Here is a 13,454-nt window from a genome sequence, read left to right as displayed (position 1 = left end):
ATAATTAATGTGTCATTTAGAAGATGCGGAGAAGTACTCAAGTTGGTGAAGAGGCGCCCCTGCTAAGGGCGTAGGTCGGGTAAAACCGGCGCGAGGGTTCGAGTCCCTCCTTCTCCGCCAGCAAATAAAAAGTAAATGAGTTGAAATAAAAATATAACCTCTTCAAATGAAAAGCTGAAGAGGTTATATTTTTTTTGGCAGAATTACTCTAAAGGTTGTGTATCCTTCTTCCATTTTCTCAAGAGTCCTGTACTCTGAAAAAACGTCAATTTTACCTTTGTATTTTTCCACTGTTGATTTTACAATAAAAAGACCAAGCCCACTTGAATTTTTTGTGGAATATCCAAGCTCAAATATTTTATCTTTTTTACATTTATCTACATAAGAACCTGAATTTGTTACTGTGATTTCAATCCAATTTCCTTCATCTTCTATATTAAGCCCGACATATTTTGAAAATGAAGATTTTGCATAGAAAAATGCATTATCGATTAGATTGCCACAGATATTTATAAGGTCCATTGAATCAAACTTAAGATTACTAAAGTCTACGCTGTAATGGAATTCAAAATTTATATCGTACTTCTCAGCCAAAGCACTTTTTGCGAATATCAAAGCAGAAAGTTCTGCACACCCAAGCCCGTAAAATTTTGATGTATTTTTGAGGTTTTCGCTGATTTGCTCAATATAACGTACAGCGTCATTGTATTTTCCAACACAAATAAGTCCCCATATTATTTGAAGATGGTTGTTAAACTCATGTCTTTGAGCTCTTAAGATGTTTATAAAATTGTCCAGTGATTTTATATTGTCTTTATAAACTTGTGTTGTCTTTAGTATACTTAGTGCTGAAAAAAGGTTTTTGACAGTATACAAATTTAAGATTGCAAGCAGAGTAAAAGAATATATAACAAGTGTTCTTTGCCACTGAGGTATCTTTTGATGTTTAATGAATTCTGTGTTAATAAAGTATATCGAATAGATGAGTAAAAACATAATAAGTGCAAGTAAAAATAGCATTGATATCAAAAGCTTTGTATGGTCATTTTTCTTCATACTTTACCTCATTCCCTTTATCAATATGTGAAGGCAATATTTTGCAAATTTCAAATACCAAGTAGTTTCTACTCTTTATAATAACAAGAAGTACACTCATAACAGCTATTTCAATTACAAGTGTTGTTATGTCACATGCAAGCACTGATGGTGCCAGCGAGAGATTATTAGCAATTGTACTAATTATTGAATAACCTCCAAATTTTAGTGCCAGACATAAGGATTGCGAAATAAGTCCTAAGATGATACCATATAAGGGTAGAAGTTTGAGGTATAGGATATACAAAAGTATTAGGCAAGTAGTCATAAGTATAAGTCCCAGCATAAGATTTATATGGTTGCCAAATACAATAGTATCCCAAAAAGCTTGAATAAAGCTCACAACTATAACTTTTTTTATACTGTAGCATACACCAAACAAACTTAAAATTAGGCTTACAAGAAAAAATACTTTTAAAAAGTACAAACAATACAACACTATATATGTAGCCATTGTCTACCATCCTTTATTTTTATGGATTACAGAAACCTTCTATAATGATATTATATATTTTATTTGTGTTTTATTCAAAACTTTTGTATCGATATGGGGGTAGATTTTATGAAATTTTATAAAATAGACATTTCACACAAAAGAATTTTTGACCAGTATTTTGCTGAATTTGAGCCCGAAATTGCTGACCTGACGTTTACAAACCTCTTTATGTGGGATCCGTTTTATGATATTCATTTTACCGAAGAAGATAATTTTTTGCTCATCATGGCAAAGCCATACAACCAGCCTCCTTTTTTACATGGACCTGTGGGCAAAGATTTAGATAAACTTCCTATTGTAATAGAAAAAGCCAAGAGTTTTTTTGAATCTGAAGGATATAGTTTCATGATAAAAAGAGCTTCTAAAAAGACAGTGGATATGCTTTCAGAGTGTAAAATAAAGTTCAAAAGTATTTTTGAGAGAGACCTTTCTGACTATGTTTACAAAGTTGGAGATTTGATTCAACTAAAGGGAAAGAAATATCATCCCAAAAAGAACCATATTAACAAGTTTTTAAGGCTCTATTCAGATAGATGTGAGTGGAAAAAAATAGATGAAGAAATAATAAAGCTTTGCTGGGACTTTGAATGTGAATGGTATGAAAAAAGAAACGGGAAGGAGGATATAGGACTTACATTTGAGAAAATGGCCATAGAAAGGGCAATAAGAAATTTTGATAAACTTTCTTATGAAGGTATGGTAGTTTTTATTGATGGAAAAATAAAAGCTTTTACATTTGGAGAACCTTTAAATAAAAATACAGTGGTCATACATATAGAAAAGGCAGATCCAGATGTTGAAGGGCTTTATGCTTTTATTAACCAAAAATTTTTAGCAGAATTTTGGCAGGATTTTGAGTTTGTAAACCGTGAAGAAGATTTGGGGAAGGAGGGGATAAGAAAGGCAAAAATGTCTTACCATCCGTTTAAATTTGCAGAAAAGTTTACTATTCTTTTTGATTAACACTAACTGCAAGTTTACCATATAATGAAATTGAGCATTGAAAAAAATAGAATTTCATGGGAACTCTTGAACTAAAGTTAGTTGAAGAAAATTATTATCTAAGGATAGAAAAAATAAAGCAAATAAAATCTAATGCCTATTTTGTAAAGACAAAAGATGGTAAAGAATTTTTTTTAAAGGTCAGCAGAGTTGACAAAGAACATGTTGATTTTATTATCAAGATTTTTTCACACCTGAAAAATACAAGTTTCAAAAGCCACCTGATAGATTTTCAGAAGACCATTGACGGTGGCTTTTATTTTTTAGATGAAAATAAAAAGGTTTATCTTCTATGTAAGTGGATAGACGGCAGAAGCGCAGATTTTAGAAATGTTTTTGATTTGAGAAGAGCAGTTTCAATCTTGCACCACCTTCATTTAGCCTCGCTTTCTTTTGCTGATAAAATAGAAGGCAGTTTTTATCCATCTTATCAAGAAGTGTTTAGAAAAAAGTATTTACAAGTTATTCAAATGAAGAATATTATACATCGAAAAAATAGTCTTGGCTATTTTGATGAGATGTTCTTAAATATTTTAAGCAAATTTGAAGACAGGTTTGTCTACAGCATTAATATGATAAAAACAATAGAAAACTATTTCAGAAAAGAAAATAGGAGAGTACTCATTCATCATGACCCTGCCCATCACAATTTTATATTTTCTGAAAAAGGGGTATACCTCATCGACTTCGACTATGCCATGGTAGATTATAGTGTACATGACTTTGTAAACCTCGGTGTAAGAGTTTTAAAAACAAATGATTGGGACAGGAATATATTTCGAATTTATTTAAAATTTCTACATGATATAAATATCTCAAAAAAATTATGGTTGCAGATATTTTGGATTTTAATGTATTTTCCACAAGAGATATGGCAGGTAGGACTTCAATATTATTTCGAGAAACAGCCATGGACAGAAGAGTATTTTCTCAAAAGACTCAAAGGAGCAGAAAGAATACAACATGGGAAGGAGATGATAATAAAAGAGTTTTCAGGAGGGTGTTTTAAATGGCATTGAAACAAAAATTTAAGCTCTGCTATGGCTTTGACATAAAAGAGCTCAAGAAATTCAAAGATGGGTATTTGTTAAAAATGGGCAATGCTGAATACCTTTTAAAAAAGACCAGAATGTCGCCGGCTGAAATTGTCTTTATATTTCACTGTCATCAGCATTTAAAAGACAATAAATTTGTTAATTTTGAAAAAATTATTCCCACAAAGGATGGTTGTCCATATCTAAGGTTTAACAAGTTAACATATGTGCTGGTAGAATATTTTAAAAAAGAACCAGTTGAACTTTCTGAAAAACAAATACTCAACTGTATAGAATTTATAAATTCTTTTCATGCAGCGTCTACCAACTTAAAATTAGCTGTAGGTGCAAGGTACAATGTTCAATATGGAAAAGATAGGATTGCTGCACGAAATATGTATTCGATGTTCATTAAGCTAAAAGAAAAACCTCAGTTAATAAAAAATGAAAAGTTGAGAGACATAATTATAAGAACGATTGATACAAATATCGAATATGTAAAAAAAGCATTAGAAATTTTAGAAGATGATAGGTATCTTGAGGTAACCTCGCGCAGCATGCAAGAAAATAGATTCATACATGGCAAGCTGACTATTAACAATATATACAAATGCTACAACAAATTGAGACTTGGAAATATGTTTGACTTAGAGCTAAATGTGCGTGAAAAAGACATAGCCACATTTATAAAAAGCCTGCTTAGAATAGACAAAAATTTTGATTTTGAAGACTGTATAAGTAAATTTTACAATGCATCATATAACAATTATAAAAAATTGTTAGTCTTAGCTATGATACTTCTGCCGTATGAGTATTTTTCTCTTCTCAAGAAAATTATTAGGTTTAGAGATTTGGACTGGGCATCTGAAGGATTTGAAGAAAAGTTTAAAAGGTTATGTGAAAAGGACCAATATAAAAACAAAATTTTAGCCTCCCTGCATTAAAAAAGCAGTAAAATCATATAGTTTTTAATGGGAGGTGTTTTTATTATGATTGCTCTGAGAGAGGAGATAACCCAATTTTTTGATATAGAAGTTTTTTATTTTATGCCTATCCGTGATATTTTAGTTCTTTCAACAGACAGAGGACTTAAGTGTTTTAAAAAGATAGACTATTCGATAGAAACGCTTCTGTTTATTCACGGTGGAAAAGAACACCTTGTTTCGAGGGGATTTATAGACATTGACAGGTTTAATTTAAGCAAGGAAGGCTTGCCTTATGTTATGTTAGGTGATGAAATATATGTACTAACAGATTGGATTGATGCAAGAGAGTGTGAACTTGAAAACCCGATAGAACTGAAAGCTGCGACAGAAAAACTTGCTATGATGCACGAAGCATCAATAGGTTATACAAATGTTCCAGAAGGTGCAAGGGTGAGAGATGATTTGGGGAAACTTTTGACTAAGTTTGAAAAGCGCTGCAATGAATTTTTGCGTATGAGAAAAATGGCAGAGAAGAAAAAGAGTACTTTTGATTATGAATATTTATTTACATACTCATATTATTTTGACCTTGCAAAGGAAGCGCTTGAAAAACTTAAAAGTTCAAGTTACTTAAAACTTTGTGATGAGGCGAGAGAAAAAAGGGGATTCATTCATAGAGATTACTCTTATCACAATATTCTTTACACTCACGATGGAGATGTATATATTATAGACTTTGATTATCTTACCTATGACCTTAGAATAATTGACCTCACAAGCTTTATGCAAAAAGTGTTAAAAAGGATTCACTGGGATATAAAAACAGGTGAAAGTATTTTAAACTGGTATTCAAATGTATCGCCACTGAACAAAGACGAGCTTGAACTTGTCTATATAATTCTACTTTTTCCATACAGATATTGGAAAACATGCAACAGATATTATAATGGCAAAAAGAGCTGGTCTGAGAAAGCATTTACAAACAAGCTTCATGAAGTTATTGCAGAAAAAGAATTTCACTATGATTTTATTAGATGGCTTGAAAAACAGATATAAAAAGAAGGGGCAACAAAACCTGCTGTTTTTTTAAGGTTTTATTGCCCCGTGTTTATTTTTTTTATTCATTTCTAAACTGATACCTGTTTGTTTTTATAGTATATTATCCTTAGGCCTTCTAATGTCAAGATTGGGTTTACAATCTGAATTGTTTTTGATTCTTCAGCAATAAGCCTTGCAAGACCACCTGTTGCAATAACTTTTGCGTTTATTTCACCCATTTCTTCTTTTATCCTTTCCACCATGTAATCCACAAGACCAACATAACCATAGATGATACCTGACTGCATGGCATGTACTGTATTTTTACCAATTACATTTGGTGGCTTTTGAAGTTCTATTCTGTGAAGCCTGCTTGCATGAGAGAAAAGTGCCTCTGCCGAAATTTTAATGCCTGGTGCAATTGCACCACCTAAGTATTCTGATTTTCTTGAGAGGGCGCAGAAGGTTGTTGCTGTTCCAAAATCAATTATTACCGCAGGGCCTCCATAAAGTTCGTTTACTGCAACTGCATTGACAATTCTATCTGAGCCAACCTCTTTTGGGTTTTCAGTTTTTATGTTTAGTCCCGTTTTGATGCCTGGACCTACCACCATAGGGTTTGTTCCAAAATACTTTTGTATTGCTCTTTCGAATGAATACATTATTGGTGGTACAACTGATGATATTATGACATCCATTATATCAAGTGGGTTTATGCCGCTATACAGAAGCATCTGTGTCATAAGTATTCCAAACTCATCAGCAGCCTTTTCTTTGTCAGTCTTCATCCTGTAACTTGCTATTAAATCTTTCCCTTTGTAAACACCGAACACAATATTAGTATTGCCGATGTCAACAACTAAAAGTTTATCCTTCATTTTTTCTCACCTATTAAAGAGTTATTCCACAACAACTGCAGTTCCTGTAACTGAAACCATCAGCATACTTCCATTTGCACCCAAAACTTCATAGTCTATGTCAATTCCAACAACTGCATTTGCACCGAGCATTGCAGCCCTATTTTGAAGTTCTTGCAAAGCTTCTTCTCTTGCTCTTATAAGCTCATTTTCATATGTTCCAGACCTTCCTCCAAATATGTCTGTGATAGAAGCTATAAAGTCTTTTACAAGATTGACTCCGACAATTACCTCACTGCTTACAATTCCTTTATATTCCACAATTTTTTTGCCCTCAATAGATGGAGTTGTTGTAACAATCATCAAAAAAACCTCCTAAAATTCAAATTCCACATCAGAAAGTCTTCTTTTGAGTTCATCCATAACTCTTATTTCGTCCTCAGGTGTCTTTGCTTCAAATGTGACAGAGAACCTCACAAAATGTCCTGCGTCATCCCATGGAACTGTTGAGATGCACTTTTCTGTGATTAAGTATTCCGAAAACTCTTCAGCTGTCTCAAACCTTCGGCCATTTTTAATGCCCTTTGGAATCTCAACGTACAAATAGAAAGACCCCTTTGGCTTTTGAGCATCAAAACCAAGTTCTCTCAATGTTTTTACAAGAAGGTCATGACGGCGTGAATATTTTTCATTGATTTTCTCAGTAATCTCAGGATGCTCAAGTGCATAAATTCCTGCTTTTTGTATAGCCTTGAATTGACCAGAATCGTTGTTGTCTTTGACAGCTGCGAATGCCTTTACAACAAGCTCATTTCCTGCAACAAATGCAAGTCGCCACCCGGTCATATTGTACGCTTTAGATAGAGAATGAATCTCAACACCAACTTCTTTTGCCCCTTCAACCGACAAGAAGGATAGTGGCTTGTAACCGTCAAACACCAAAGCTGCATATGCTGCATCGTGCACAACTATTATGTTGTTTTCCATTGCGAATTTTACCACCTCTTCAAAAAACTCTTTTGTTGCAACAGCACCGCATGGATTGTTAGGATAGTTCAAATACATAAGTTTTGCCCTTTTTCTTATATCAGCCGGGATTGATGACAAATCTGGCAGGAAATTATTCTCTTTCAAAAGAGGTACGTTATACACTTCGCCACCAAGCCATTTTGTGATTGTTCCTAAAACAGGGTAGCCTGGCACAGTCATTATTGTTACATCACCAGGGTTTATAAATGCATAGGGCAAAAGTGCTAAGGCTGACTTTGAACCAATCGCGTGGTTTACCTCTGTATCAGGGTTAATACCCTTGACGCCGTACACTCTTTCTAAGTATTTGGCAGCTGCTACTTTAAATTCATAAATTCCATTGTCAGCATATCCTCTGTTTTCATCTTTTCCTGCCTCATAGGCAAGCGTTCCAATTATACCCATATCAGCTTTTTCATCAGGTTCACCGACACCCATATCAATAAGCTGCATGTCAGGGTGAAGCTCTTTTGCTTTTGCCTTTGCCCTTTTAATTTTTTCAAACTTGTAAAGTACTGTTTCTTTACCAAATTTGCTTCCGCCAATTCTGTCTGCAAACATGTTCTGAATAAAGCTTTCCACCGAGAACCCCTCCCTCAAGATTTAGTGTAACATCGTATAGTATTCTGACTGATATGATTTATTAACAATATTGATTTGCTTTAATCGAGTTTATAAAGTCCAAATTGGATTTAGTGATATTTTAACATAAAACATCAGATTTATGAAAGTGTAATTTAGTTTCGAAATTTACAGCAAAGATAAACTGATTGTGCAATTTAGAAAATTTATTTTTCACATTTATTAGCAAATTTCATAAAGGCTTTCTAATTGACATACAATACCTACCCATGGTATAAAAAATACCTGGAATGCATATGATACAAAAGAAAAATGTAAGGGGGTATTTGACATGGAAATACTGAAAAGAAAAAATAAAAAAAGATTGAATTTGGACAAAAGTCGCATTGAAAGGATGTTTTTGTTTTTTGTATTTTTTGGAGTTTTAGTAGTAGGACTTTTTTATCCAAAAATAGGCTTATTTGCATTTGTATGTATGACAGGTAGTGTTTTGCTAAGCTTTTACAAAGGAAGGTACTGGTGCTACAGGTTTTGTCCGAGAGGAGTGTTTTTAGATGAGTTTGTTGCAAAAGCAAGCTTTAATAAAAATATTCCTGCAGTTTTAAAGTCAAAGGTTGCAAAAGCATTTATGCTTACATTTTTTGTTGTGATGATGAGTGCAAATGCTATTTTAAGCGGGGGAGATTTAGAGAGATTTGGGAAAGGTGTTGTGATGCTTTTATGGGTTACAACTTTGATTGCAATAATTTTAGGAATTTTATTTAGAGCAAGGACATGGTGTGTTTTATGTCCGATGGGGACAGTTAGCGGAGTTGTGGGCAAAAAAAGAGGAGTGCTCAAGATAGATGCACAAAAATGTATAAGCTGCAAGCTTTGCAACAAAAATTGTCCGATGGAAGTAGAGGTTTGTTATTTCAAAGAAAATGGAAACATTGAAAGTGTTAACTGTATAAAATGCGAAAGCTGCAGACTGGTATGTCCTAAAAATGCAATTGAAATGGCTTGAGTAAAAGGTGGGCACCAATTTTTTAGAATATGCCTGCCTTTTGTTTTTTAAAAAATTTTTTGTTCCCCATTGATTTGGAAATAGGCTTGGAATATAATATATTGTGTTGAGAAAAAATAATCTACACAATATATAGTAGTTTGCAATAAAAAGTTTGCCGGTTCAAAAAAGTTTGCGAAAGGAGAAAATAAGGATGATAACAAAGGTAATGAAAAGGGATGGGACAATTGTTGATTTTGACCGCAAAAAGATAGAAAATGCAATCTTTAAGGCAGCAAAGGCTGTTGGTGGTTCCGACTACTCAATTGCTGAAAAGCTCACAGACCAAGTTATTGAAATCTTAGAGCAAAAATTCGGCTATTCAATTCCGCATGTAGAGGATATTCAGGATATAGTGGAAAAGGTTTTGATAGAAAACGGTCATGCAAAGACAGCAAAGGCTTATATTCTCTACAGGAAACAGCACCAAGACATGAGAGAGTTCAAAAACTTGTTTTTGGACATTGAAAACACCGTTGACCAGTACATTGGAAAGATGGACTGGAGAGTCAATGAAAACAGTAACATGAGCTATTCACTTCAGGGGCTCAATAACCACATATCAACGGCAGTTATTTCAAAGTACTGGCTAAACAAGATATACCCAAAAGAGGTTGCAGAGGCGCATATAAACGGTGATTTTCATCTTCATGATTTGGGAGTTTTAGGGGTATACTGCTGTGGCTGGGATTTGAGAGACCTTCTTTTAAACGGTTTTACAGGAGTTGAAGGAAAGGTTGCATCAAAGCCGGCAAAACATTTTAGAAGTGCTCTTGGTCAGATTGTAAACTTCTTCTATACACTTCAAGGTGAGGCAGCAGGTGCACAGGCATTTTCTAACTTTGACACATACCTTGCACCTTTTATATACTACGACAAGCTCACATACACTGATGTAAAACAGGCTCTGCAAGAGTTTGTGTTCAATACAAATGTGCCAACAAGGGTAGGTTTCCAAAGTCCGTTTACAAATATTACACTGGATTTAGTTCCACCTTCTACTTTAAAGGACGAGCCTGTTATTATTGGCGGACAGATTATGGACAGGACCTACAAAGAATTTCAGCGCGAGATGGATATGTTCAACATGGCATTTGCTGAGGTCATGATGGAAGGGGACGCAAAAGGGAGAATTTTCTCATTCCCAATTCCCACATACAACATCACAAAAGACTTCGACTGGGACAGTCCGGTTGTAAACAAGATAATGGAGATGACAGCAAAGTATGGGCTACCTTATTTCAGCAATTTTGTAAATTCAGATATGAAACCTGAAGATGCCAGAAGTATGTGTTGCAGGTTAAGATTGGATAACCGTGAACTCAGAAAACGTGGAGGGGGACTTTTTGGCGCAAATCCGCTGACTGGTTCAATTGGTGTTGTGACAATTAACCTGCCAAGAATAGGGTATTTGTCAAAGTCTGAAGATGAGTATTTTGAAAGATTAGCAAGACTTATGGACATTGCAAAGACAAGCCTTGAAATAAAAAGAGAGGTATTAGAAGATCTTACCAAGAAAGGTTTGTATCCATATTCAAGATTTTACCTGCGCGACATCTATGCACGTTATGGTGAGTATTGGAAGAACCACTTTAATACAATTGGAATTGTTGGTATGCACGAAAGCCTGCTCAACTTTATGGGTGTTGGAATTGATACAAAAGAGGGAAGAAAGTTTGCTATAAAAGTGCTTGACTTTATGAGAGAAAGAATAAGAAAGTACCAAGAAGAGACAGGTATTCTTTACAATCTTGAGGCAACACCTGCAGAAGGAACATCATACAGGCTTGCAAGAAAAGACAAGCAGATGTTCCCGGACATAATTACATCAGGCAAGGACGAGCCATTTTACACAAACTCAACCCAGCTTCCTGTTGACTATACAGATGACATATTCACAGCTTTGGACCATCAAGAAGAGCTTCAGATTCGCTACACAGGCGGAACTGTTTTGCACGGGTTTGTTGGTGAAAAGATTGATGATATTCAAGTTTGCAAAGAGATAGTCAAAAAGATTGCATATAACTATAGAATTCCATACTATACAATAACACCGACATTCTCTGTATGCCCAGACCATGGATATGTTGCAGGTGAACACTTTAGCTGTCCGACATGCGGCAAAGAGTGTGAGGTTTACTCAAGAGTTGTTGGCTACTACAGACCCGTTCAGTGCTGGAACAAAGGCAAGCAAGAGGAGTTTAAGTTCAGAAAAGAGTATAAGATTGCTGTGAGAAGGTAAAGATGAAAACTTTACTTTAAAAACAAAGAGAGCTAATCAGATGTGTTTTTTCACACACTGATTAGCTCTTTTTTATGTCCCGATTTTTCATTTTTTTATCAATTATGAAGATTGCTGCTATTGATAAGATTATTATGCTTACTACTAACAGAAGATAATCCATTGAAATTTTAGGTTCATAGTTTACTAATACTACAACTATGATAGCGCAGGCTATAAACCATGATATTTTGGACATATTCCACACTTTAAGTTTAACAGGGATATTTGTAGTAAAATTTTTGACAATGGTTTCAAAAAATAAAATACCGCTTATACTAACAATTAAAAATATTTCAATAAATAACATATTCTTTGAGGTTATTGAAAAATATATTCCAAAGATTAATAATAGAATTTGTGTTGCCCATACAAATATTCTCAAAAGTTTTACTATAGAACTTTTAGAAAACACTTTATTTCTCAAATTTCTCAGTCCCCTTAGGATTTTTATTTTACAGGTTTTTGTTTGAGATAAATTTAAGGATTAATTTATCTGCTATCAATACCAGATAAAACTACAAACCACTAATTGGGATACCAAAAAGATAGAAGAAGTTTTTAGTTTCGATTGTTTTCAAAATAGAAATTATTATTGCTGTGCAAAAGGATGTTAATAATACTACTCTAGTTAGTTTCCACGGTCTTGTAAAGTCAGGTTTTGCTTGAACTACAAATTGTTTCCATATCTCTTCAAATCCATATCTTCCTATGAGCAATGCTAATTCGGGTAAAAACAAATAGACAATTATAACACTTAGCATTAATAGCAAACCACCGAATGATTTGTTAATAATGGAAAGAATAGTACCCCCAATAAAGCCAATAAGGGCAGGAACTAAAACAAAATATTTAAAAAAGGCTTCAAATATTTTGCCTATTAATTTCATAGCTTCTCCTCTATATATGTTGCAGATTTTTTTTATAATATCAAAAAAACAATTCTTGTAGCTAACAAAAATATTTAATTTTTATGCAAACTTATTATGTAAAATATCTAAAAATAAAGGCTAAAAAGTCTATTTTACTTAATTTCTTTTTGTTGATATAATAAAATCAAAATCTTAAGAATTGGAAAGGAGAGAGAAGGTGTATTACATAGGAATTGACTTGGGAGGAACAAACATTGCAGCAGGCATTGTGGATGAAGAAGGGAAGATTATAAAAAAAGGTTCTGTGCCAACAGGTGCTCACAGACATTATACAGAGATTATGAAGGATATGGCTGAGCTTTCTTTAAATCTTGTAAAGGAATGTGGACTTACACTTGATGATATTCATTCTGTTGGAATTGGAAGTCCAGGTGCACCTGACAATGAAAAAGGCATGATTCTTTACAGCAACAACATTGCTTTTTTAAACGTTCCTATGAGAGAAGAGATACAAAAATATATTCCAAAGCCTGTTAACATAGAAAACGATGCAAACTGTGCAGCATATGGTGAATATATAGCAGGTGGTGCAAAAGGCACAAGGATTTCTGTTACAATCACATTGGGAACTGGCATTGGCGGGGGAATTATAATCGATGGGAAAATATACACCGGGGCACATCATGCAGGTGCTGAGCTTGGGCACATGGTGATTTGTGTTGACGGTGAGCAGTGCACATGTGGCCGAAAAGGGTGCTGGGAAGCGTATGCGTCTGCAACAGCCCTTATTCGTATGACAAGAGAGGCTGCAGCAAGAAATATCAATGGTACTATCATGAAACTTGTAAATGGCGATATTTCAAAGATTGATGCAAAAACAGCTTTTGATGCAAAGCGAATGGGAGACAGCACTGGTGCAGCAATTGTTGACAGGTATGTAAAATACCTTGCTGAAGGCCTTGCAAACATCTGCAATATATTTGAACCCGAAGTTATATGTATTGGCGGTGGAGTTAGCAAAGAAGGAGAGTATCTTTTAGAGCCTGTGAGAAGGCTTGTATATGAAAAATTCTACTGCAAACAGGTTCCAATGCCAAAAATCATTCCTGCCGTTTTGGGAAATGATGCTGGTATAATAGGGGCTGCACTTTTAGCAAAGCAGCTGTGAAATGTAAAATTACAAAAGAAGGTGGGTAA

The 13,454-nt window shown here is 34.3% G+C and carries 14 protein-coding genes and 1 tRNA gene; 8 read left to right on the top strand and 7 right to left on the bottom strand.

The window, feature by feature from the left end; genetic code table 11:
- Positions 1-27: 27 nt before the first annotated feature.
- Positions 28-120: transfer RNA gene (locus CaldiYA01_RS09565), tRNA-Ser, on the top strand.
- 63 nt (positions 121-183) lie between these two features.
- On the opposite strand, the gene CaldiYA01_RS09560 is transcribed toward CaldiYA01_RS09565, so the two are convergent.
- Together CaldiYA01_RS09560 and CaldiYA01_RS09555 are read right to left on the bottom strand one after the other, a co-directional pair.
- A complete protein-coding gene (locus CaldiYA01_RS09560) occupies positions 184-1,056 on the bottom strand; it encodes a sensor histidine kinase (RefSeq protein ID WP_207179136.1) in 873 nt (290 codons plus the stop codon).
- Complete coding sequence (locus CaldiYA01_RS09555) at positions 1,043-1,549, bottom strand: hypothetical protein (protein WP_207179135.1); 507 nt, start codon at positions 1,547-1,549, stop codon at positions 1,043-1,045. The genes CaldiYA01_RS09560 and CaldiYA01_RS09555 overlap by 14 nt, the downstream gene beginning before the upstream one ends.
- A gap of 108 nt (positions 1,550-1,657) precedes the next feature.
- Here CaldiYA01_RS09555 and CaldiYA01_RS09550 point away from each other — a divergent pair, with 108 nt between their 5' ends.
- The 4 genes from CaldiYA01_RS09550 to CaldiYA01_RS09535 are packed head-to-tail and all read left to right on the top strand — an operon-like array spanning position 1,658 to position 5,609.
- The gene (locus CaldiYA01_RS09550; protein ID WP_207179133.1) at positions 1,658-2,554 is read left to right on the top strand and encodes a DUF2156 domain-containing protein; all 897 of its coding nucleotides are present in this window, start codon (positions 1,658-1,660) and stop codon (positions 2,552-2,554) included.
- A 56-nt stretch (positions 2,555-2,610) separates the two neighbouring features.
- Positions 2,611-3,612 (top strand): phosphotransferase, encoded by a 1,002-nt coding sequence (locus CaldiYA01_RS09545; RefSeq protein ID WP_207179131.1) that lies wholly within the window; start codon positions 2,611-2,613, stop codon positions 3,610-3,612.
- On the top strand, positions 3,603-4,571 hold the full coding sequence (locus CaldiYA01_RS09540) for a protein kinase family protein (protein WP_207179128.1): 969 nt from the start codon (positions 3,603-3,605) through the stop codon (positions 4,569-4,571). The genes CaldiYA01_RS09545 and CaldiYA01_RS09540 overlap by 10 nt, the downstream gene beginning before the upstream one ends.
- Positions 4,572-4,616: 45 nt before the next feature.
- Entirely contained in the window at positions 4,617-5,609 is a 993-nt protein-coding gene (locus CaldiYA01_RS09535) for a CotS family spore coat protein (protein ID WP_207179127.1), read from the top strand.
- Positions 5,610-5,680: 71 nt separating this feature from the next.
- On the opposite strand, the gene CaldiYA01_RS09530 is transcribed toward CaldiYA01_RS09535, so the two are convergent.
- The 3 genes from CaldiYA01_RS09530 to CaldiYA01_RS09520 are packed head-to-tail and all read right to left on the bottom strand — an operon-like array spanning position 5,681 to position 8,059.
- Positions 5,681-6,469: a type III pantothenate kinase gene (locus tag CaldiYA01_RS09530; RefSeq protein ID WP_207179124.1), complete on the bottom strand. Its 789-nt coding sequence runs from the start codon at positions 6,467-6,469 to the stop codon at positions 5,681-5,683.
- Positions 6,470-6,490: 21 nt separating this feature from the next.
- Positions 6,491-6,811, bottom strand: a complete 321-nt coding sequence (locus tag CaldiYA01_RS09525) for a heavy metal-binding domain-containing protein (RefSeq protein ID WP_013431005.1) — start codon at positions 6,809-6,811, stop codon at positions 6,491-6,493.
- Positions 6,812-6,823: 12 nt separating this feature from the next.
- Positions 6,824-8,059, bottom strand: a complete 1,236-nt coding sequence (locus tag CaldiYA01_RS09520; RefSeq protein WP_207179122.1) for an LL-diaminopimelate aminotransferase — start codon at positions 8,057-8,059, stop codon at positions 6,824-6,826.
- A gap of 331 nt (positions 8,060-8,390) precedes the next feature.
- On the opposite strand from CaldiYA01_RS09520, the gene CaldiYA01_RS09515 reads away from it, so the two are divergent.
- Together CaldiYA01_RS09515 and CaldiYA01_RS09510 are read left to right on the top strand one after the other, a co-directional pair.
- Positions 8,391-9,065, top strand: coding sequence for a 4Fe-4S binding protein (locus CaldiYA01_RS09515; protein ID WP_207179120.1), 675 nt, complete (start codon positions 8,391-8,393; stop codon positions 9,063-9,065).
- Positions 9,066-9,258: 193 nt separating this feature from the next.
- The gene (locus CaldiYA01_RS09510) at positions 9,259-11,346 is read left to right on the top strand and encodes a ribonucleoside triphosphate reductase (RefSeq protein WP_207179119.1); all 2,088 of its coding nucleotides are present in this window, start codon (positions 9,259-9,261) and stop codon (positions 11,344-11,346) included.
- A gap of 61 nt (positions 11,347-11,407) precedes the next feature.
- On the opposite strand, the gene CaldiYA01_RS09505 is transcribed toward CaldiYA01_RS09510, so the two are convergent.
- Both CaldiYA01_RS09505 and CaldiYA01_RS09500 read right to left on the bottom strand, forming a co-directional pair.
- Positions 11,408-11,812: a hypothetical protein gene (locus tag CaldiYA01_RS09505; protein WP_207179118.1), complete on the bottom strand. Its 405-nt coding sequence runs from the start codon at positions 11,810-11,812 to the stop codon at positions 11,408-11,410.
- A 91-nt stretch (positions 11,813-11,903) separates the two neighbouring features.
- Positions 11,904-12,275, bottom strand: coding sequence for a hypothetical protein (locus tag CaldiYA01_RS09500; RefSeq protein ID WP_207179117.1), 372 nt, complete (start codon positions 12,273-12,275; stop codon positions 11,904-11,906).
- A gap of 199 nt (positions 12,276-12,474) precedes the next feature.
- On the opposite strand from CaldiYA01_RS09500, the gene CaldiYA01_RS09495 reads away from it, so the two are divergent.
- Entirely contained in the window at positions 12,475-13,425 is a 951-nt protein-coding gene (locus tag CaldiYA01_RS09495) for an ROK family protein (protein WP_207179116.1), read from the top strand.
- The last annotated feature ends 29 nt before the right edge of the window (positions 13,426-13,454 follow it).

This window comes from Caldicellulosiruptor diazotrophicus (genome assembly GCF_017347585.1).
GTDB classification, from domain to species: domain Bacteria; phylum Bacillota; class Thermoanaerobacteria; order Caldicellulosiruptorales; family Caldicellulosiruptoraceae; genus Caldicellulosiruptor; species Caldicellulosiruptor diazotrophicus.
The sequence above is the reverse complement of the archived record's forward strand: the minus strand, read 5'-3'. Positions and strand labels throughout refer to the sequence as shown.